At 71.1% G+C, this 19,786-nt stretch carries 19 protein-coding genes and 1 riboswitch; of the genes, 13 read left to right on the forward strand and 6 right to left on the reverse strand.

The genetic code is table 11. The features are described 5' to 3' along the window. Positions 1 to 276 precede the first annotated feature (276 nt). The 10 genes from ACIBSV_RS40335 (at position 277) to gcvP (ending at position 11,082) form a co-directional block, all read left to right on the forward strand. On the forward strand, positions 277 to 1,194 hold the full coding sequence (locus ACIBSV_RS40335) for a DUF881 domain-containing protein (protein ID WP_395872308.1): 918 nt from the start codon (positions 277 to 279) through the stop codon (positions 1,192 to 1,194). A 73-nt stretch (positions 1,195 to 1,267) separates the two neighbouring features. Continuing rightward, the gene (gene gcvH / locus ACIBSV_RS40340; RefSeq protein WP_026217856.1) at positions 1,268 to 1,654 is read left to right on the forward strand and encodes a glycine cleavage system protein GcvH; all 387 of its coding nucleotides are present in this window, start codon (positions 1,268 to 1,270) and stop codon (positions 1,652 to 1,654) included. A 373-nt stretch (positions 1,655 to 2,027) separates the two neighbouring features. Further along, a complete protein-coding gene (locus tag ACIBSV_RS40345) occupies positions 2,028 to 2,546 on the forward strand; it encodes an FHA domain-containing protein (RefSeq protein WP_395872204.1) in 519 nt (172 codons plus the stop codon). Positions 2,547 to 2,572: 26 nt separating this feature from the next. Beyond that, entirely contained in the window at positions 2,573 to 3,298 is a 726-nt protein-coding gene (locus ACIBSV_RS40350) for a MerR family transcriptional regulator (protein ID WP_395872206.1), read from the forward strand. A 145-nt stretch (positions 3,299 to 3,443) separates the two neighbouring features. Next, positions 3,444 to 3,917, forward strand: a complete 474-nt coding sequence (locus tag ACIBSV_RS40355; RefSeq protein WP_020548711.1) for a bifunctional nuclease family protein — start codon at positions 3,444 to 3,446, stop codon at positions 3,915 to 3,917. A 404-nt stretch (positions 3,918 to 4,321) separates the two neighbouring features. Beyond that, entirely contained in the window at positions 4,322 to 4,936 is a 615-nt protein-coding gene (locus tag ACIBSV_RS40360; protein ID WP_395872208.1) for a MerR family transcriptional regulator, read from the forward strand. A gap of 47 nt (positions 4,937 to 4,983) precedes the next feature. Then, a complete protein-coding gene (locus tag ACIBSV_RS40365) occupies positions 4,984 to 5,670 on the forward strand; it encodes a vancomycin high temperature exclusion protein (protein WP_395872210.1) in 687 nt (228 codons plus the stop codon). A gap of 40 nt (positions 5,671 to 5,710) precedes the next feature. Further along, the gene (locus ACIBSV_RS40370) at positions 5,711 to 7,069 is read left to right on the forward strand and encodes a DNA polymerase IV (protein ID WP_395872212.1); all 1,359 of its coding nucleotides are present in this window, start codon (positions 5,711 to 5,713) and stop codon (positions 7,067 to 7,069) included. A 55-nt stretch (positions 7,070 to 7,124) separates the two neighbouring features. After that, the gene (locus ACIBSV_RS40375) at positions 7,125 to 7,817 is read left to right on the forward strand and encodes a DUF4230 domain-containing protein (RefSeq protein ID WP_395872214.1); all 693 of its coding nucleotides are present in this window, start codon (positions 7,125 to 7,127) and stop codon (positions 7,815 to 7,817) included. A 48-nt stretch (positions 7,818 to 7,865) separates the two neighbouring features. Continuing rightward, positions 7,866 to 7,962: riboswitch (glycine riboswitch) on the forward strand. Between the two features lie 201 nt (positions 7,963 to 8,163). Continuing rightward, a complete protein-coding gene (gcvP, locus tag ACIBSV_RS40380) occupies positions 8,164 to 11,082 on the forward strand; it encodes an aminomethyl-transferring glycine dehydrogenase (RefSeq protein WP_395872216.1) in 2,919 nt (972 codons plus the stop codon). Between the two features lie 40 nt (positions 11,083 to 11,122). On the opposite strand, the gene ACIBSV_RS40385 is transcribed toward gcvP, so the two are convergent. From ACIBSV_RS40385 to ACIBSV_RS40410, 6 genes are all read right to left on the reverse strand, one after another. Beyond that, a complete protein-coding gene (locus ACIBSV_RS40385) occupies positions 11,123 to 11,713 on the reverse strand; it encodes a TetR/AcrR family transcriptional regulator (protein WP_395872218.1) in 591 nt (196 codons plus the stop codon). A gap of 152 nt (positions 11,714 to 11,865) precedes the next feature. Further along, entirely contained in the window at positions 11,866 to 12,066 is a 201-nt protein-coding gene (locus ACIBSV_RS40390) for a DUF5999 family protein (protein ID WP_026217855.1), read from the reverse strand. 156 nt (positions 12,067 to 12,222) lie between these two features. Further along, positions 12,223 to 12,792: a hypothetical protein gene (locus ACIBSV_RS40395; protein ID WP_395872220.1), complete on the reverse strand. Its 570-nt coding sequence runs from the start codon at positions 12,790 to 12,792 to the stop codon at positions 12,223 to 12,225. Positions 12,793 to 13,067: 275 nt separating this feature from the next. Then, a complete protein-coding gene (locus ACIBSV_RS40400; protein WP_395872222.1) occupies positions 13,068 to 14,054 on the reverse strand; it encodes a hemolysin family protein in 987 nt (328 codons plus the stop codon). Continuing rightward, positions 14,054 to 15,286: a hemolysin family protein gene (locus ACIBSV_RS40405; protein ID WP_395872224.1), complete on the reverse strand. Its 1,233-nt coding sequence runs from the start codon at positions 15,284 to 15,286 to the stop codon at positions 14,054 to 14,056. Before ACIBSV_RS40405 ends, ACIBSV_RS40400 begins: the two co-directional genes overlap by 1 nt. Positions 15,287 to 15,549: 263 nt before the next feature. Further along, the gene (locus ACIBSV_RS40410) at positions 15,550 to 16,368 is read right to left on the reverse strand and encodes a polysaccharide deacetylase family protein (protein WP_395872226.1); all 819 of its coding nucleotides are present in this window, start codon (positions 16,366 to 16,368) and stop codon (positions 15,550 to 15,552) included. Positions 16,369 to 16,689: 321 nt separating this feature from the next. On the opposite strand from ACIBSV_RS40410, the gene ACIBSV_RS40415 reads away from it, so the two are divergent. The 3 genes from ACIBSV_RS40415 (at position 16,690) to ACIBSV_RS40425 (ending at position 19,768) form a co-directional block, all read left to right on the forward strand. Continuing rightward, the gene (locus tag ACIBSV_RS40415) at positions 16,690 to 18,168 is read left to right on the forward strand and encodes a glutamate--cysteine ligase (RefSeq protein WP_395872228.1); all 1,479 of its coding nucleotides are present in this window, start codon (positions 16,690 to 16,692) and stop codon (positions 18,166 to 18,168) included. 28 nt (positions 18,169 to 18,196) lie between these two features. Further along, positions 18,197 to 18,994: a CPBP family intramembrane glutamic endopeptidase gene (locus tag ACIBSV_RS40420; RefSeq protein WP_395872230.1), complete on the forward strand. Its 798-nt coding sequence runs from the start codon at positions 18,197 to 18,199 to the stop codon at positions 18,992 to 18,994. Positions 18,995 to 19,189: 195 nt separating this feature from the next. Continuing rightward, entirely contained in the window at positions 19,190 to 19,768 is a 579-nt protein-coding gene (locus ACIBSV_RS40425) for a hypothetical protein (RefSeq protein ID WP_395872232.1), read from the forward strand. The last annotated feature ends 18 nt before the right edge of the window (positions 19,769 to 19,786 follow it).

The raw sequence follows: 19,786 nt of genomic DNA on the forward strand, positions 1-19,786 counted from the left end.
CCGGAACCCGAGGTCGAGCCGGAGGCGCCGGCCGCCCGCAAGCCCACGGTCGAGACCCGGCGCCCGGTCGACCTCTATCACGAGGGCCGGCACATCCGGGAGCGGATCCGCGAGCAGGCCGCCGAGGTGACCTCGGAGATCCCGCCGATCACCGCGCCGATCCGCGAATCGGCCCGGGAGACGCGGGAAACACCCCAGGTGCCCCAAACGCATCGGGCGGCGCAGGCGCCGCAGACGCCCCGGGCGTCCGCGGAGCCCCGGGCCGCGCGGGCGTCCGTGCCGCCCCTGGTGCCCGCGGCGCCCCCGCCCGAACAGGCCCGGGAGCGCGAGGTGTCCGGGCCGCGCGACCCCCTCGCGCAACCGCACGCGGGGGCGCACGCGGTGGCGCGCGACACGCCCGGGCCGGAAACGGATTCGAACGCGGTTTCCGAGCCGCACCCGCACGAGCGGGTCGACGATCAGCCGGGCCGTCGCAGGCTGCTCGAGGCGTTCTGGCCGCCGCGCGTGAGCCGGGCCCAACTCGTGGGCGCGGTACTGCTGTTCGCGCTCGGCGCGGGGCTGGCCATCCAGGTTCGCTCGAATACCGCGTCCGATCCGCTGCGTGGTGCGCGACAGGAGGACCTGGTCCGCGTGCTGGACGAACTCGGCGAGCGCACCCGGCGGTTGGAGGACGAGAAGCATCGTCTGGAGAACAGCCGCACGCAGCTCCAGAACAGCAACGACCGGGTCCAGGAGGCGCGTGAGCAGAACGCGGCCAAGGCGGACGCCCTGGGCGTCCTCGCGGGCACCGTCAAGGCCAGCGGGCCCGGCATCACCCTGACCATCACCGATCCGCAGCGCACGGTCAGCGGTGACGTGCTGCTGGACACGCTCCAGGAACTGCGCGCGGCGGGCGCCGAGGTGATCCAGATCAACGACGTGCGCGTGGTGGCCGGCACCTGGTTCAACGGCACGCCGCCCGGCGACATCGTGATCGACGGCACCAAAGTGCTGCCGCCGTACGTGTTCAAGGTGATCGGCAATCCGCAGGATCTCCAGCCCGCGTTGAACATCCCCGGGGGTGTCGTCAAGACCCTGGAGAAGAAGCAGGCGGGGGCCATTGTCACCCCCTCGCAGGAGGTGCTGATCGACGCCTTGCGGCCTGCGAACAAGCCTGGTTACGCTCGCTCGGCACCGGGCGCCGGTAACGGGTGAGCACACCTGACAGAATCAGTCCGCCGGTCGCCGTCGGTGCACACTCATCAGGCAAGAAGGGCAGGCTGTCCGCATGTATCCCGCAGATCTCGCGTACACGACGGAGCACGAATGGGTGCGCGTCATGGAAGAGATCTCCGGGACGGTGCGGATCGGCATCACCGAATTCGCGCAGGACGCGCTCGGTGACATCGTCTACGTCACGCTGCCGCCGGTCGGCACCCGCGTCGTGGCCGGACAGCCCTGCGGCGAACTGGAATCGACCAAGAGTGTCAGCGACCTCTTCGCGCCGCTCGACGGCGTCGTGACCACCGTCAACGACGTGCTCGACGGTGCACCGGAGTTGGTCAACTCCGATCCCTACGGCGACGGTTGGATGTTCGAGGTACGCCTCGACGATCCCGCCGCACCGGCCGCGCTCTTGGACGCGGCCGCCTATCAGAACAGCCTTGGCTCCTGACGGCCCGGCGAAGCGGTAGGCAGTCCATCACCACGACCCACTCCTCCTGCCCCACGGGCGGGCCAGGTTCTCTCGGGGAGGTTCGCCCGTGAAGTTGTTCGCGAAATTGTTCGGTCGTTCCCGTCGCTCCGGCGACGCGCCGGCTGCCGATGCGGGGAGGTCCGGCAACCCGCCGGCCGCCCCGCCGACGATGCCCCCGGGCACCCCGTACGGGGCGTCCGCCGGCTCACCCCCCGCACCCGCTCCGCACCTGGGCGAGTCCGACGCGACCGCCGGGCATGTCGCTGTTGACCAGGAACACACGGCGCGCATAAGTTTCGGGCAACTCTCGACCGAAGGTCGAGGTGCGACCGGCACGGGTCAGGAGGCCGACGTGGTGGTGTGCGGCGCCTGCGGGCATCACAATCCGCCCGGCGGCCGGTTCTGCTCCAACTGCGGCGCTCGGCTGGGCGCGGGCGCCGAGCGCGCGTCCGAGCAGACCTCGACCATCTCGATCAGCGGCATCGAGGCGCTGGACGCGGAACCCGCTCCCCGCGAGATCCTCACCCCCGAGGCGCAGGCCGCGGTGGACGCGCTGCCGCCGGGAACCGCGCTGCTCGTGGTGCGCCGGGGCCCCAACTCCGGCAGTCGCTTCCTGCTCGACTCGGACCGCACCACGGCCGGTCGGCATCCGCAGAGCGACATCTTCCTCGACGACGTCACGGTCTCGCGCAAGCACGCCGAGTTCCGCCGCACCCCCGGCGGCTTCGCGGTTGCCGACGTGGGCAGCCTGAACGGCACCTACGTGGGCCGCGAGCGGATCGACGAGGTTCCGTTGGCGCCGGGCGACGAGGTACAGATCGGCAAGTACCGACTGGTCTTCTTCCCCAGCCGCCAAGGGCAGATCGGGTGAGTCCGGCGGCGGCCGGATCGGTCTCCTTGAGCATCGGCGGGGTGTTGACCCTGCTGCGTCCCGAGTTCCCGGACATCAGCATCTCCAAGATCCGGTTCCTCGAGGCGGAAGGGCTCATCGAGCCGCAGCGGAGCCCGTCGGGCTATCGCAAGTTCGGCCCCGCCGACATCGAACGACTGCGCTACGTGCTGCGGGTGCAGCGCGACCGTTACCTGCCGCTCCGGGTGATCAAGGATCAACTGGACGCGATGGATCGCGGGCTCGAACCGGCCGGCCCGACCCCGGCCGAATCCGCACGAGCGCAGGACGCCGAAGGCGATCCGGACTCGGCCGGTCGGGAGGGCACCACGGTGCTGCTCGACCGGCCGGGCCTGATCGCCGCGGCCGGCATCCAGGACACGGACCTGGCCCGGCTGGAGGAATTCGGCCTGATCCAGCCGCGCCGTCCACGACCCGGCGCCGGCGGCGACGGCGAGCAGGCGGTGGTCTACGACGGCGACGCGCTGGTGGTGGCCCGGCTGGTGGCCGCGCTGGGCCGCTATGGCGTGGAGCCGCGCCACCTGCGGCAGACCAAGGCCGCCGCGGACCGTGAGGCCGCCCTGGTGGAACAGATCGTCGCGCCGCTCCTGCACCGCCGGGGCGCCCGCGCGAAGGCGGGCGCCGAGGAGACCGTACGCGACCTGCTCGCGCTCACCTCGCGCCTGCACACCGTCCTGGTCACCACCGCGCTCGCGCCCCGCCTGGGCCGCTGACCCACGCCGCCCGCGACGGGCGCCGATCGGGCCGCGAGGCGGACCGTGACGTGAACACCGGATCACGAAGAAAAAACGACGAATCCCCGACCTATTCGGCCCCCGGGGATCGGTGACCGACAGCCGAGCGCGCTAGTGTGGCGATGTGAACGAGCTAGAGGTTGTGGGCGTCCGGGTGGAGATGCCCTCTAACCAGCCGATCGTGCTCCTACGGGAGACGGGGGGCGATCGTTATCTCCCCATCTGGATCGGCCCGGTAGAGGCGACGGCCATCGCGTTCGCCCAACAGGGCGTGGTACCCGCGCGTCCTCTGACGCACGATCTCTTCCGGGACGTGCTGGAGGCGTTGGGGCAGGAATTGACCCAGATCCGGATCACCGACCTGCGCGAGGGCGTGTTCTACGCCGAGCTGGTCTTCTCCGGCGGCGTGGAGGTCAGCGCGCGCCCGTCGGACGCGATCGCGCTCGCGCTGCGAACCGGGACGTCGATCGTCGGCAGCGACGCGGTCCTGGACGAGGCGGGCATCGTGATCCCCAACGAGCAGGAGGACGAGATCGAGAAGTTCAGGGAGTTCCTGAACGACATCTCGCCCGAGGACTTCGGCACCACGAGCCAATAGTCGGCCCGCCGCGGCCGGGTGCACGTCCGGAACCGCCGACCGTCCCGCCCGCCGCTCCCGGCGAGGCGGTAGCGGGCGGCGGTTTTTTCGCGTCCGGGACCGGTCGGCTCCGCCCCGGGTGCGCCGGCGCGCCGTCGATCACGCCCGATCCGGCTCGATCCGCTTCGATCAGAGGCAAAGCGGCCAGACCTACCCCTGGGCAACCGGTTCAAACCACTCGTGCGAGCAGCGTCACTCGGCGTGCCGAACGGCCCGGTCGTTGACGCGCTGTTGGTGACTGCCTACCGTCGAAATCGACAGTTCCGGGATGACCCCTGCGCGTTGCACCTCGCCGCCTGCGGCCCGGGACTGAAAGAGACTCTCCGCGCCGTACTCGGGCGTGGGGAGACGAAAGGGAGGTCGGCGTGAGCAGCACCGGCGACATCACGGCGGCGGAACGCGCCCGCACGGCACGTCCTCTGCCGGCGACCGACCCCGGTGCGGGCCCCCGGCGGCAGGACGTCACGCCGCCCGGCACCCCGTCGGAGGACGTCGGTTACCGGGGCCCGACGGCGTGCGCGGCGGCCGGCATCACCTATCGCCAACTCGACTACTGGGCCCGCACCGGCCTGGTCGAGCCCACGGTCCGCCCGGCCCACGGCTCGGGCACGCAGCGGTTGTACGGCTTCCGCGACATCCTGGTGCTGAAGATCGTCAAGCGGCTCCTGGACACCGGTGTCTCGCTGCAGAACATCCGGATCGCGGTGGCCCACCTGCGCGGACGCGGGATCGGCGACCTGGCCGGGATGACCCTGATGAGCGACGGTGCCAGCGTGTACGAGTGCACGTCGTACGACGAGGTGATCGACCTGGTCCAGGGTGGTCAGGGGGTCTTCGGGATCGCCGTGGGGGCGGTGTGGCGCGAGGTGGAGGGCTCGCTCGCGCAGCTCCAGGGCGAGCACACCGGCACGGGAGAACCGATCACGCAGGTTCATCCGGGTGACGAACTGGCACGCAGACGCAGGGACAAAGCGGTCTGAGCCGCCCGGGGGAGGGTGGGAACCGGTTCGCCGGGCAGGACGTCCCCATGGACGTGATCCTTCGTCGGCCGACCCTGCCGCGCTCGCGGCGGGCCCAACGGCGCGGCTATCAGGCCGCCGTCCTGCTCGCCGTCGCCGGGCTGACCCCGATCACGGGGCTGCATCTGTACGCCGGGAACCGGGTCCGCACGGTGGCCGACGTGCCGCACGAGGACGTCACGATGGTGCTCGGCGCGGGCGTGCACGGGGACCGGCCGTCCGATCTGCTGGCCCGCCGGCTCGACGTCGCGCTCGCGTTGTACCGGGCCGGCAAGACCCGGGTGATCCTGGTCAGCGGTGACGGCGGGGACAACCGCTACGACGAGACCAGGGTGATGCGGCGCTACCTCGCGGACCGGGGAATCCCGCAGCACCGGATCGTGACCGACGAATCGGGATTCTCCACCTGGGAGTCCTGCATCCGCGCCAAACGCGTCTACGGGATCGACCGGGTCATCGTGGTCACCCAGAGCTTCCATCTGCGCCGTGCGCTCGGCCTGTGCCGGGCCGCCGGGATATCCGCGTACGGCGTCCCGGACGAGTCCTTCGCGTGGGGCCACATCGGGCCCACCGTGTACGGAACCGGTCGCGAGACGCTCGCCGCGATCAAGGCGGCCGGGCAGATCGTGCTGAAGCCGGATCCGCGGGTGATAGGCCCCGAAAGCGACGAGATCCGACGCGCCCTGAGCGGTTGAACGCGCGTTCTGTCGGACCCGTGCGTCATCATTGCCCGGTGTGAGACATGCCCCCGGCATCCTCCACCTCGACATGGACGCGTTCTACGCGTCGGTGGAGCAGGCCGCGAAGCCCAGCCTGGCCGGCAAGGCGGTCATCGTCGGCGGCATCGGCGCGCGCGGCGTGGTGGCCACCGCCTCCTACGAGGCCCGGGTGTTCGGCGTGCGCTCGGCGATGTCGATCGGCGAGGCCCGCCGGCGCTGCCCCAACGCCGCCTTCCTCAGCCCGCGCTTCGCGCTGTATCGCCAGGTCAGCGACACCGTGATGGAACTGCTGCACCGGCTGTCGCCGCTGGTGGAGCCGCTCAGCCTGGACGAGGCGTTCGTCGACCTGGAGGCGGGCCCGCACGGCGGCACGCTGGACACCGAGCGGGTCACCGAGATCGCGGTACGCCTGCGCGCGGACATACACGCGGCCACCGGGCTCACCTGCTCGGTCGGCGCGGCCACCTCCAAGCTTCTGGCCAAGATCGCCTCCGAGGCGGACAAGCCCGACGGGTTGTGCGTGGTCGTGCCCGGAACCGAGCGGGCGATGCTCGACCCGCTGCCGGTGCGCGCGCTGCCCGGGGTCGGCCCGGCCACCGGCGACGTGCTGCGCCGGGCCGGCCTGGACACCGTGGCCGACCTGGCCGCGGTCGACGAGAGCGAACTGGTCCGGCTGCTCGGCCAGGCGCACGGACACGGCCTGCACGTTCTGGCCGCCGGGCTGGACGCGCGCCCGGTGGTCGCCGACCGGGACGCGAAATCGGTGTCCGTGGAGGACACCTTCCCCACCGACCTGGTCGACCGCGAGCGCATCACCCGGGAGCTGGACCGGCTCTCGATCCGGTGCGTGGAGCGGCTGCGCGCCGCCGGGCGCTCCGGGCGCACGATCGTGCTCAAGCTGCGCCGCTACGACTTCAGCACGCTGACCCGCTCGGAGACGCTGCGCGGGCCCACCGACGACCCGGGGGTGGTGCGCGAGACGATCCGCCGGTTGGCCGCGCAGGTGGACGTCACGGGCGGCGTGCGGCTGCTGGGGGTGGGTGTCGGCGGGCTGGCCGACTTCGCCCAGCAGGACCTGTTCGGCGCGGCCGAGCCGGAGCCCGCCGAGCCGGACGAGCAGGACGAGGAAGGCGCGGAGGGAGACCGGGAGGTGCCGGTACCGGCCGCCCCGAAGCGGGTCTCCTGGTCGCCCGGTCAGGACGTGGTGCACGAGGAGTTCGGGCCCGGCTGGGTGCAGGGCAGCGGCGTCGGGCGGGTCACCGTGCGGTTCGAGGTGCCGGGTGGAAAACCGGGCCGGGTGCGCACGTTCGCGATCACCGATCCCGCGCTGCAACCGGGGGAACCGATTCCGCTGCCCGCCGCCGACGGGGGATAGCCGGGGCGATCCGGGGCAGGCGCCGGGCAGACGACTCCTCGGGGGTGTCCTCACAATGACTGATGTCAAAGAGCGGCCGGCGCGAGGGCAGGGTGCCTTCCGATCGGTTCGCCGCAGGCTCGGCCTGCCGGCCTTCCTGGTCACACTCCTGGTCGGCTTCATCGTGCTGGCCCTGGTGCTGGTCGGCTTGGTCAACCTGCTGCCCGGCAAGTTCAATCCGTTCGGCGAGACCACCAAGGACCACAGCGGACCGGTGATGCTCAAGGCCGTGCAGGATCTCAGCCGCTACGAGGCGGTCAGCGGCACCTTCCAGGTCGTGGTCGACCTGGAGAAGGACGCGAAGTTCCTGCCGGACGCGGTCCGAGGCCAACGCACGCTGTTCGTCGGCGTCGGCCAGGTGGGTGGTTTCGTGGAGTTCGGCGGGATCGGCCAGGACGCGATCCAGACCTCTCCGGACAACAAGAGCGTGACCATCAAACTCCCGCACGCGCGGCTCGCGCCCGCCGCGCTCGACCAGAAGAACAGCCACGTGATCGCCCAGGACAAGGGCCTGTTCGACCGCTTCGGCGACTTCTTCTCCAGTAATCCCGGCGACCAGCAGCAGCTCTACGTGCTGGCCACCAAGAAGATCGACGACGCGGCGAAGACCGCCGGACTGGTGGAGCGCGCGGAACGGAACACCACCGGTATGCTCCAGGGCATGATGCGCTCCCTGGGCTACACCACGACCACTGTGACGTACGCCTAGTGCGAAGCCCCTGGTGGGTGTCACGCTGATACCGTTGAAGCCGCCCATTACGTTCGCGCGGGAGAGTCCTCGTGTCGTGCACACGAGGCGCCGAAGGAGCAACTCCTCCCCGGAATCTCTCAGGCACCCGTACCGCGTGGTCGTGGGCACTCTGGAAAGCAGGATCCGCGGATGGCTCGCCGAGCCGGGTCGGATCCTCGCCGACGGTGCAAACCGCGCCCGCGGGAACCGGTCCGACCGGTCCTCCCGGGCGCGGTGAAGCTCTCAGGTACAGATGACAGAGGGGGAGGCCGGTGGACGCGCGACCCGCGTGTCCGTCCAGGAGCGATCCAGGAGGCCTTTCGCGATGACCCCGCGCACCCCTGCCCCGCGTGCTCACGCCGTACTCCCCTCCGGCCCCGGCTCGTTGACCGGCTTGGAGGCCGCGTCGCCGTTCACCGGCCGGCACATCGGTCCGGACACCGACGAGCAGGCGAAGATGCTCGCCGCGATCGGCTACGGATCCCTGGACGAGCTGACCGACGCGGCGGTGCCCGCCGCGATCCGCGCGCTGGAGGGCTTCGAGCTGCCCGCCGCGCGCAGCGAGGCCGAGGTGCTCGCCGAGCTGCGCGAGCTGGCCTCCCGCAACAGCGTGCTGACCTCGATGATCGGGCTCGGCTACCACGGCACCTTCACTCCGCCGGTGATCACCCGCAACGTGCTGGAGAACCCGGCCTGGTACACCGCCTACACGCCCTACCAGCCGGAGATCTCGCAGGGCCGGCTGGAGGCGCTGCTCAACTTCCAGACCGTGGTCACCGACCTGACCGGCCTGGACGTGGCGGGTGCCTCGCTGCTGGACGAGGCCACCGCCGCCGCCGAGGCGATGACCCTGGCCCGCCGGGCCGGGCGGGCCAAGAGCGACGTGTTCGTGGTGGACGCGGCCACGCTGCCGCAGACGATCGCGGTGGTGCGTACCCGCGCCGAAGCGCTGGGCATCGAGGTCGTGGTCGCCGACACCGCGCGGGGGCTGCCCGAGGGCGGCTGCTTCGGCGTGCTGCTGCAGTACCCCGGTGCCGACGGCCGGGTCCGCGACCTGACCCCGGTGATCGAGGCCGCGCACGCGCAGGGCGCGCTGGTGGCGGTCGCCGCCGACCTGCTCGCGCTCACCGTGCTGCGCGCGCCCGGCGCGATGGGCGCCGACATCGCGGTGGGCACCAGCCAGCGGTTCGGCGTGCCGATGGCCTTCGGCGGCCCGCACGCGGGCTACCTGGCGGTCCGCGAGAAGCTCACCCGCAGCATGCCGGGCCGGTTGGTCGGGGTGTCCGTGGACGCCGACGGCGCGCCCGCCTACCGACTCGCGCTGCAGACCCGCGAGCAGCACATCCGCCGGGAGAAGGCGACCAGCAACATCTGCACCGCGCAGGTCCTGCTGGCCGTGATGGCGGGCATGTACGCGGTCTACCACGGGCCGGACGGGCTCACCTCGATCGCGCGCCGCACGCACCGGTATGCGGCCGTGCTCGCGGCCGGACTGCGCGCGGGCGGCGTCGAGGTCGTACACGGCGACTTCTTCGACACGATCACCGCGCGGGTGCCGGGCCGGGCGGCGGACGTGCTCGCCGCGGCCCGCGCCGCCGGGATCAACCTGCGCCCGGTGGACGCCGACCACGTCGCGATCACCTGCGACGAGACCACGCTGCGGGCGCATGTCGAGGGGGTCTGGGGCGCGTTCGGGGTCACCGGTGACGTGGCCGCGCTGGACGCGGACACCGCCGACGCGCTGCCGACGGCGCTGCTGCGCGACACCGAGTTCCTGACCCACCCGGTCTTTCACACGCACCGCTCCGAGACCGACATGCTGCGCTACCTCAAGCGGCTCGCGGACAAGGACTACGCGCTGGACCGGGGGATGATCCCGCTCGGCTCGTGCACGATGAAGCTCAACGCCACGGTCGAGATGGAGCCGATCACCTGGCCCGAGTTCGCGAACCTGCACCCGTTCGCGCCGGTCGACCAGGTCGCGGGCTACCTGGAGCTGATCGACGGGCTCGCCGACTCGCTGGCCCGGATCACCGGCTACGCCAAGGTCTCGCTCCAGCCCAACGCCGGTTCGCAGGGCGAACTCGCGGGCCTGCTCGCGGTCCGCGCCTACCACCACGCCAACGGTGACACCGCCCGCGACGTGTGTCTGATCCCCTCCTCCGCGCACGGCACCAACGCGGCCAGCGCGGTGATGGCGGGCATGCGCGTCGTGGTGGTCAAGACCGGCGAGAACGGCGACGTGGACCTGGCCGACCTGCACGACAAGATCGAGCGGCACCGGGACACGCTCGCCGTGCTGATGGTGACCTACCCGTCCACGCACGGCGTGTTCGAGGAGGGCATCGAGCAGGTGTGCGCGGCGGTGCACGAGGCCGGCGGCCAGGTGTACGTGGACGGCGCGAACCTGAACGCGCTGGTCGGGCTGGCCCAGCCGGGCGGCGCGATCGGCGCGGACGTGTCGCACCTGAACCTGCACAAGACCTTCTGCATCCCGCACGGCGGCGGCGGTCCGGGCGTGGGGCCGGTCGCGGTGCGCGCGCACCTGGCGCCGTACCTGCCCAACCACCCGCTCCAGCCCACCGCGGGCCCGGAGACCGGCGTGGGGCCGATCTCCGCCGCCCCGTGGGGCTCGGCGGCGATCCTGCCGATCCCGTGGACCTACCTGCGCCTGATGGGCCCGGAGGGCCTCAAGGAGGCCACCCAGGTCGCGGTGCTGGGCGCCAACTACATCGCCAAGCGGCTCGCACCGCACTTCCCGGTGCTCTACACCGGCCCGAACGGCCTGGTCGCGCACGAGTGCATCATCGACGTGCGGGGGATCACCAAGGCCACCGGCGTCAGCGTCGACGACGTGGCGAAGCGGCTGATCGACTACGGCTTCCACGCGCCGACGATGTCCTTCCCGGTGCCCGGCACGCTGATGATCGAGCCGACCGAGAGCGAGAACCTGCGGGAGATCGACCGGTTCTGCGACGCGATGATCGCGATCAAGGGCGAGATCGACCGGGTCGCGTCCGGTGCGCTGCCCGCCGACGACAACCCGCTCGGCAACGCGCCGCACACCGCCGCGCTGCTCGCGGGCGAGTGGACGCACGCCTACACCCGCGAGGAGGCGGTCTTCCCGGCCGGTGTGGTGCCGGCCGAGAAGTACTGGCCGCCGGTGCGCCGGATCGACGGCGCCCAGGGCGACCGCAACCTGGTCTGCTCGTGCCCGCCGATCGAGGCATACGGCAACAACTGACCTCGGCCGCGCGGCCCGTTCCCGATCGAACGCGCTTCGATCAGGGGCGGGCCGCGCCGTGCGTCAGCAGGTGGGCAACCGACGCGGCGAAACCGGGCTTGGCGGCCAGGTCGCTGCCCAGCACGCCGAACATCAGCGCGCCGCTGAGCGACTCGAAGAGCAGATCGGCGTCCACGTCCGGGCGGGCCTGGCCGCGCGCGATCGCGTCCGCCACGAAGGCCCGGAAGATCGCCCGGACCGGGTCCATCCTGGCCACGAGCAGTTCCTTGAGCTCGGGCTGGTCGCGGTACTCGGCGAGCAGCCCCGGCACCGCGCCCGCCGTCTCCGGGCGGCGGAAGGACTCCAGCGCGGCCTCGGCGAAGCGCAGCACACCGGTCGCGAAGTCCTCGTGCGGCAGCGGCCGGAAGCTCATTTCCCGGGCCGGATAGACCGCCTCGTGCACCAGGTGCGCCTTCGACGGCCAGCGGCGGTACACGGTCGGCCGGGTGACCCCGGCCCGGCGCGCGACCGCGTCGATGCTGACCCGGTTGTACCCCTGCTCGGCGATCAGCTCGCGGGTCGCGGACAGGATCAGTTCGTCGGTACGCGGATCACGCGGGCGACCGGGCCGAGGGGTGCCGCCAGTGCCCATGGGGATGGAACTCCGAGTCGTCGCGCCAACATCGTTTCGCTGCGTGCTGCCGCTCGGACTGTACCGGGACGGCGGCCCGACCGACCCCGGGCAGGCGAGAGCCGGAGGTCGCTCCGAGGTGACCTCCGGCTCGTCAGGGCCGTGCGAACGGATCAGGCCGCCGAAACCAACCCCACAGGGGGTCGGTGCGGGGCGATGGTGCGTCCGTCCGGCAGCAGTTCGCCCGTGTCCTCGAACAGGACGACGCCGTTGCAGAGCAGGCTCCATCCCTGTTCGAAATGGGCGGCCACAACGGCGGCGGCTTCACGATCGGGACTGTCCGCCGGCGGGCAATGCGGTCGGTGCTGGCACATCCTCGTACCTTCTCGGTGTCTCTGCGCGGAGCGCGTCGGGCAGCCTTGCCCGGCAGCTCACAGTCTCCGCCTCGAAAGCGCCTCGCGCAGGACTTCTCGCCGTTCTCACCCGACTGCGTCCAAGATGTGACCACACGTGTGAACTCCGGGGTGTGATCAGCTGTCCGGAGCCCCCACGGCGGCCGGCCGGCGGGTGCGCGCGGCCAACACCTCGGCCAGTTCGGCCGCGGTGTATCCGCGCAGCGCCTGCACGCCGCACGGCGCCGGCGCGAGCGGGATGAGCAGGTCGACCCCGCCCGCCTCGTCCGCCAACCACAGCGCCACCATGTACATCCCCGGCACGTTCAGCAGCCGTGCCTCGTCCCGGCGGAGCAGGGTCTGCGGGAGCGCGCGGGCCGCCGCGGCGGCCGGTGCGGTGGCGACCGTGAACGGGCCCTCGACGAATCGGCCCACGCCGTGGCCGGACGGACCGGGGCGGACCTCGATGCCGCCGACGACCACGTCGCCGGACCACATGAGCCAGCGCCAGCCCACGGGGCGGGCGCTGCGCACGCCACGGTCGGCGACCAGGTCGAGCAGGTCGATCTCGAAGACGCGGTGCGGGAATCCGGCCGTGAGCGCGGCGTGATCGGCGCGGCAGTCGGCGGGAAGCGAAGCGCGGGATTCGAGCACGGCTCGGGCCGCTCGTCGGGCCGACTCGGGAGCCTCGGGCACACGCAGGACCATGAGACCGCCTCATTTCGATGCAGAGTCCAAAAACCCGGATAATCCGGGGAGGGGAAAGCGGCGCTGTGCTGTGGGGAACCGGGTATCCGACCGGGGGACGACCCGGCGGCGTACAGAGGGACCCGGCAGGGCCGGTCAGCGCATTGTACCGAAACGGCTCCGAAAAGTAACGGTGTAATGCGAACTGACACCCGTTTGAAGACCTTTTGGACAGTCTCGATCAGCGGAGCGGTCTTCGATCAAGGGGGCGGTATCGAGCCGGGGAACGGTCTCGGTCAGGGGAACAGCGAGGACATCACGTCGTCGAGGGTGACCAGCCCGAGTGGGACCGCGTCCGGTTCGCCGACCAGTGCCAGGTGGGTGCGCGAGCCGCGCATCCGAGCCAACAGGGCGGTCAGCGCGGTGTCCGGGCCGACGGTCACGAGCGGGTAGACCGGTACCGAACCGTCCGGTTCGGGCGTCAGCACGTCGAGCACGTGCACGTAGCCCACCGGCCGGTCGGCCGCGTCCAGGACCGGGAAGCGGGACAGGCCGGTGCGTACCGCGACCTCCTCCAGGGCCGCCGCCGGCACCGGTCGGGGCAGGGCCACCACGTCGGTCCACGGCCGCATGACCGACGCGGCGGCACTGGAGTGCAGGGCCAGCGCGCCGGCGAGCCGATCGTGCTCGCCCACGTCCAGCAGGTCGTGCTCGCGCGACTCGGCGAGCAGCGCCGGGAGTTCCTCGACGGTGTACACGCTGCGCACCTCGTCGACCGGCCGCACCCGGAAGGCGCGCAGGAACAGGTTGGCGACGTGGTTGAGCAGCCACAGGATCGGCGCGGTCAGCCGGGCGAACAGCAGCAGCGGCGGGGTCAGCCACAACGCGCACTCCTCCGGGCCGGCCAGCGCGATGTTCTTGGGCACCATCTCGCCGAGCACCATGTGGCAGAACACCACCACCGCCAGGGCGAGCACGAACGCGATCGGGTGCACCGCGCCCTCGGGCAGCCCGATCGCCTCGATCGGGACGGCGACCGCGTGTGCGAGCGCGGGTTCGGCGACCGCGCCCAGGCCCAGCGAGGCGACGGTGATGCCCAACTGGGCGGCGGCGAGCATGGTGGACAGCCGGCTCATCGCGGTGAGCACCATCGCGGCCCGGCGCGAGCCGGCCTCCGCCTGCGGGGCGATCCGGGTACGCCGGGCCGAGATCACCGAGAACTCCGCGCCGACGAAGAAGGCGTTGGCCGCGAGCAGGACCAGCGAGAGCAGCAGGTCGCCCATCAGGAGTCGGCCTCCATCCGCAGCTCGACCTCGTCGATGCGGTGCCGGTCCATGGCGGTCACGGTGAGCCGCCGGCCGTCCACGTCCACGTGGTCGCCGATCCTGGGCAGTCGCCCCAGACGGGCCAGTACCAGTCCGGCCAGCGTGCTGTAGTCGCCGTCCGGCAGCCGCCAGCCGCTGGCCTCCTCGACCTCGTCCGCGCGCAGCAGGCCGGACAGTCGCAACACGCGGGAACTGGGCACCCGTTGCGGCGGTGCGTCCGGCTCGTCCGCCGGGTCGTGCTCGTCGGCGAGGTCGCCGACCAGTTCCTCGGCGAGGTCCTCGGCGGTGAGTACGCCGGCCGTGCCGCCGTACTCGTCGACCACGATCGCCAACTGGGTCCGGCCCTCGCGCAGTCGTTCGACCGCGCGTTTGAGGTCCAGCGAGGTCGGGATCAGCACCGGTGCGCGGGCGATCCGGGTGAGCGGGGTGTGCGCGCGGTCGGCGGCCGGTACGCGCAGCGCGTCGCGGAGCACCGCCACGCCGACGATCTCGTCCAGGTCCTGGCCGCGGACCGGGATGCGACTGTGGCCGCACTCGCGCGCGGTGTCCATCAGTTCGCTCACCGACGCGGTCGAGGGCAGGGTGACCAGCTCGGTGCGCGGGGTCATCGCCTCGGCGGCCTGCTTCTCGGCGAAGCGCAGCGCCCGGTGCAGCACCCGGGCGGTGCCGGCCGGCAGCACTCCGGCGCGGGCGGAATGCCGGACCAGTTGGGCCAGTTCGTCGGGCGAACGGGCCGAGCCCAATTCCTCCTGCGGCTCGATGCCGAGCTTGCGAACGAAGTAGTTGGCGGAACCGTTGAGGAAGACGATCAGCGGGCGGCACAGCCGGGAGAAGCCGACCTGGAACGGGCCGGCGACGCGTGCGACGCCCAGCGGGCGGGCGATGGCGGCGTTCTTGGGCACGAGTTCGCCGAGCACCATCTGCAGGCCGGAGGCCAGCACCAGGGCGGTGAACCTGGGCAGCCGGAACGCCGCCTCGGCGAGGTAGCCGGCGATCAGCGAGGTCACGGTGATGCCCAACTGGGCGCCGGACAATTGGAAGGACAACGTGCGTACCGCGTGCAGCACCCGGCGTGCGCCTCGGTCGCCGGCCTCGGCCCGGGCCGCCACGTCGCCGCGCTCGACGGTGACCAGGGAGAACTCGGCGGCGACGAACATGCCGTTGCCGGCGATCAGCAGCACGAGCAGCACGATGGCCAGGGTGGCGTCGATCGGGCGGCCTCCCCCGGGGGCGGTTGGTGCGGGCCTGGCACACATGCCCGGTGGGCGCGGGGGCTATTCACTCGGGTGTGGCGTGTGGGGGTTGCGCCGTCGGGCGGTGTCCTCGAATGCCGGACGGGCTGGAGTCGGCCGGGACGGGCCGGGATGGCCCGCGCGGGTCGGGATGGCCCGAACAGGCCGGGGCGGCCGGGCGGGCTGTCGGGTCGGCCCGTACGGGGCGAAGTGGGCCGGGGTCAGGGGGTGACGAAGGTGTAGCCGGCGGACTTCAGTTCGGGGATGAGGCGGTCGAGCATGGCGATGGTCTGGGTGCGTTCGCCGCCGCCGTCGTGGCAGAGGATCACTCCGTGCGGGCCGAGTTGGCTGTGCACGGTCTGGAGCATCTTGTCCACGCCCGGCTTCTGCCAGTCGTTGGTGTCCACGGTCCAGTGCAGCGAGCCCATGCCCAGCGACGCCGCGGTCTGGCGTACCTCGTCGGACCAGTTGCCGCCCGGCGCGCGGTACCAGCGCACGGGGGTGCCCGGGGACGCCTTGTGGATCCACTCCAGCGCCTCCTGCATCTGGGCGTGGATCTGCTCCGGCGTCTTCTTCTTCAGGTTGATGTCGTGCGTCATGGTGTGATTGCACAACGTGTGGCCGGCGGCGACCACCTTGCGGACCAGGTCCGGGTGATCCTTGGCCTGCTGGCCCACCATGCAGAAGGTGGCCTTGACCTCGTAGCGGGCGAGCAGCGAAAGGGCCTTGTCGGTCCACTCCGGCCACGGTCCGTCGTCCAGGGTCAGCGCGACCACCTTGCCCTCGCCCTTGACCCTGGACACCAGCGTGGGATCCACCGGGAGCGGCGGCGCGGCCGGCGGGGTGGCCGGCTGCTGCGCGTTGGGGTTTCCCGGCGGCGGCAGCGGGGCCTGTATCTCCTTGGGCGCGTCGGCGGCCCGGGGCGAGGCGGCGGCCTGCGACCATCGGCCGGCATTGCCGACATTCCAGATCAGCGCCCCGCAGACGAGTATCGAGATCACCGTGATCACGGCCTGGAAACGCAGTCCGTGTATGGGCATCGCCCGAACCGACCCTCGCACGACAACCCCCATAGATCTCGCCACGCCCGCCACGGCAAGAGGACACCCTAGGTGATCTCCGAGAAGCCTTGAAGATCGACCGCCGGATGCTTCCTCGATGTGATCAGTGACGTGGTTCCCAGCCCCTTGGTTCCCCTCTGTGATTCGTCACGGTCGATCGGTAATGTTCCCAATGTCGGCCCGATGCATCGGTTTGGGAGAACGTCGGCGGGAACGATCAGGTCGTCCCGATCCGACAGGTACCGGATTGCGACCACTCGACCGGCTCCGCGGGAGCCGGGTTCATGGGGGAGGGCATTCATGGGCGAAAAGGTGGAGGTCACCGAGTTCAGCCGATCCGATCGGCAGCGCTACCGGCACAAATTGCGTCGCTGTCTGGAAACGCTGCAGCGCATGCTGGACGAGGAGCGGTTCGAGAGCGCCCGCAAGCTCATGGGCGTCGAGATCGAGCTCAACCTGGCCGACGCGGCCGGTCGACCACGGATGAGCAATGCCGAAGTCCTGCGACGGATCGCCAGCCCCGATTTCCAGACCGAGCTGGGCCTGTTCAACATCGAGGTCAACATTCCGCCGCACCGGCTGACCGGGCCGGTGTTCTCGGAATTGGTCGAGGAACTGCGGACGAGCCTGGACTACGCGGACCGCAAGGCCGCCGAACTGGAGGCGCGGATCGTGATGATCGGCATTCTGCCGACCCTGACCGACGCGCACATGGCGTTCGAGACGATATCCGACAATGCCCGCTATACCCTTCTCAACGACCAGATCCTCAACGCCAGGGGCGAGGACATACGGTTGCATATCGAGGGGGTCGAGCGGCTGGACACGACCTCGACCACGATAGTCTCCGAGGCCGCGTGTACGTCCGTGCAGTTCCACCTCCAGGTCACTCCGAGGAATTTCGGCCCGCTGTGGAACGCGGCACAGTCGATCACCGGGGTGCAATGCGGGATCGGGGCCAATTCACCGTTCCTGTTCGGGCGGGAGTTGTGGCGCGAGACCCGGCCGATCCTGTTCGAGCAGGCGTGCGACACCCGCCCCGAGGAGCTGATCGCGCAGGGTGTGCGACCGCTGACCTGGTTCGGCGAGCGGTGGATCGACTCGGTGGTCGACCTGTTCGAGGAGAACCTCAAGTACTTCCCGTCGCTGCTGCCGATCTGCGACGACGAGGACCCGATCGAGGCATTGGACCGGGGCGACATCCCGCACCTGCGCGAACTCAAGCTGCACAACGGCACCATCTACCGGTGGAATCGGCCGGTGTACGACGTGGCCCGGGGCAAGCCGCACCTGCGGGTGGAGAACCGAGTGCTGCCGGCCGGGCCGACCGTGGTGGACATCATGGCGAACGCGGCCTTCTACTACGGCGTGGTGCGATCGCTGGTGGACGACGAGCACCCGGTGTGGGAGCGGATGCCGTTCGAGGTGGCCACCGAGAACTTCCACGCCGGCGCCCGGTACGGCATCGACGCGCGGCTGAACTGGCCGGGCCACGGCACCGTTCCGGTCACCGAACTGGTACTGGAGGACCTGCTGCCGCGGGCCTACGAGGGCCTGGACCGGTGGGGGATCGATCCGCGCGAGCGGGACGAGTACCTGGGCATCATCGAGCAGCGCTGCCTGCTGCGCGCCAACGGGGCGACCTGGCAGAGCGCGCAGTACCACCACTATCGGGACACCAAGGGCATGGACCGGTTGGAGGCGCTGCGCGCGATGACGCTGCGCTACGCCGAGCACATGCGTGGCGGGGACGCGGTGCACACCTGGCCCGTGGGCTGACGGCGACCTTATCCGCACTCGATACCGTGTGCGGGTGATCACCGAGCCCGAGCCCGTCCGGACACCCACCGAGCCCCGGCGCCACGTGCTGCGCTCCGAAGTGGTGCTGGTGCTGGCCCTGTCCCTGGGCGCCTCCGGGGTCTCCTCGCTGATCTCCTTCCTCGGGTCGCTGACCGCGCCGGGCGGCCTGGGGCACAAGGCGGCGGTGCTGAACGGCTCGCGGGCGGCGGATCGGCCCTGGCTGGATCTGGCCTGGCAATTGTTCGGGATCGCCACCGCGCTGGTGCCGGTGTTCCTGGTGGCGCACCTGCTGATGCGCGAGGGCGGTTCGCTGCGTGTGCTCGGGGTCGACCGGGCCCGGCCGTGGTGGGACCTGGGCCGGGGGGTGGCGGTCGCGGCGGCGATCGGCGGGTCCGGCCTGGCGCTGTATCTGGGCGCGCACGCCGCGGGCGCGAATCTGACCGTGGTGCCCACCACGCTGCCGGACGTGTGGTGGCGCATCCCGGTCCTGGTGTTGTCCGCGATCCAGAACGCGGCCCTGGAGGAGGTGATCGTCCTCGGCTATCTGCTGTACCGGCTCGACCAGTTGCGGGTGCCGTGGGTCAAGGCGGTGGCGATCAGCTCGGTGGTGCGCGGCTCGTATCACCTCTACCAGGGCATCGGCGGCTTCTTCGGCAACGTCGTGATGGGCGTGGTGTTCTGCCTGCTGTACAAGCGCTGGGGGCGGGTGATGCCGCTGTTGGTGGCGCACGCGCTGATCGACATCGTCGCGTTCGTGGGCTACGTACTGCTCGCGGGCAAGGTGGATTGGGTCCCGACGCCGTAGCCGTCGATCGGGACGTCCCCGGCCCGGCGCCGTGCGTGGGCGCGGCGAACATCGGGCACGGTGGTCGATTTGTGGACTCGTTGGTACGTCTCGAGTACCTCGTTGGTGTCTGATGGTCATTGTGGGCAGACCACTTCCGAGTGGGTTCGCCACGCACAGGCGCATATCGGGCGACACGGGGACGCAGGGGGTCGTATGGACAACCGGAGGCGGGTGGAGTTCTTCTCCACGCCGACGCCCATCGGCGGGCCGCCGCGTGGGCGGTTCGGATTGAACGCGCTGAGTCGGCATCCGGTGCGGATCCTGATGGTGGTCGGCGGGCTGATCCTGTTGGTGATCGTCTTCTTCGTGGCGCTGCTCACGGTGGACGGCGGCGGCTCGGACGACAAGAAGCCCAAGACGGCGGGCACCGCTTCGGGCAAGAGTTCGTCGGCCTCGCCGAGTCCGGCCAAGTCCGGCACCGGAAAGCCGACTTCCGGTCAGACCCCGAACGCCGGGCCCAAGCCCGGGTCGATCGCGGCCACCGTGCACACCGGCGGCCGGCTGGTGATGTACAAGGGCACGTCGTACCAGTCGGACAAGGTCGTGCAGATCAAGACCGGCACCGAGGTGCGGGCGAACTGCCACGCGGAGGGCTCGGTCGCCTACTACGCGGGCTCCTCCAGTCGTACGTGGGCGCAGATCGACGTCGAGGGCAAGACCGGGTTCGTCCCCGCGATATTCCTGGAGACCGGCGGCGACGTGAGCAGGCAGATCCCCGCGTGCACGAGCTGACCGATCGACCCGGGCGGC

Source organism: Embleya sp. NPDC050154 (assembly GCF_044460165.1).
Classification (GTDB): domain Bacteria; phylum Actinomycetota; class Actinomycetes; order Streptomycetales; family Streptomycetaceae; genus Embleya.

Bases quoted from the DNA above. Each gene is read 5' to 3' on its own strand.
- gcvH (WP_026217856.1), top strand. From the start codon at position 1,268: ATGTATCCCGCAGATCTCGCGTACACGACGGAGCACGAATGGGTGCGC.
- ACIBSV_RS40365 (WP_395872210.1), top strand. From the start codon at position 4,984: ATGGACGTGATCCTTCGTCGGCCGACCCTGCCGCGCTCGCGGCGGGCC.
- ACIBSV_RS40375 (WP_395872214.1), top strand. From the start codon at position 7,125: ATGACTGATGTCAAAGAGCGGCCGGCGCGAGGGCAGGGTGCCTTCCGA.
- gcvP (WP_395872216.1), top strand. From the start codon at position 8,164: ATGACCCCGCGCACCCCTGCCCCGCGTGCTCACGCCGTACTCCCCTCC.
- ACIBSV_RS40385 (WP_395872218.1), bottom strand. From the start codon at position 11,713: ATGGGCACTGGCGGCACCCCTCGGCCCGGTCGCCCGCGTGATCCGCGT.
- ACIBSV_RS40390 (WP_026217855.1), bottom strand. From the start codon at position 12,066: ATGTGCCAGCACCGACCGCATTGCCCGCCGGCGGACAGTCCCGATCGT.
- ACIBSV_RS40395 (WP_395872220.1), bottom strand. From the start codon at position 12,792: ATGGTCCTGCGTGTGCCCGAGGCTCCCGAGTCGGCCCGACGAGCGGCC.
- ACIBSV_RS40400 (WP_395872222.1), bottom strand. From the start codon at position 14,054: ATGGGCGACCTGCTGCTCTCGCTGGTCCTGCTCGCGGCCAACGCCTTC.
- ACIBSV_RS40410 (WP_395872226.1), bottom strand. From the start codon at position 16,368: ATGCCCATACACGGACTGCGTTTCCAGGCCGTGATCACGGTGATCTCG.
- ACIBSV_RS40415 (WP_395872228.1), top strand. From the start codon at position 16,690: ATGGGCGAAAAGGTGGAGGTCACCGAGTTCAGCCGATCCGATCGGCAG.
- ACIBSV_RS40425 (WP_395872232.1), top strand. From the start codon at position 19,190: ATGGACAACCGGAGGCGGGTGGAGTTCTTCTCCACGCCGACGCCCATC.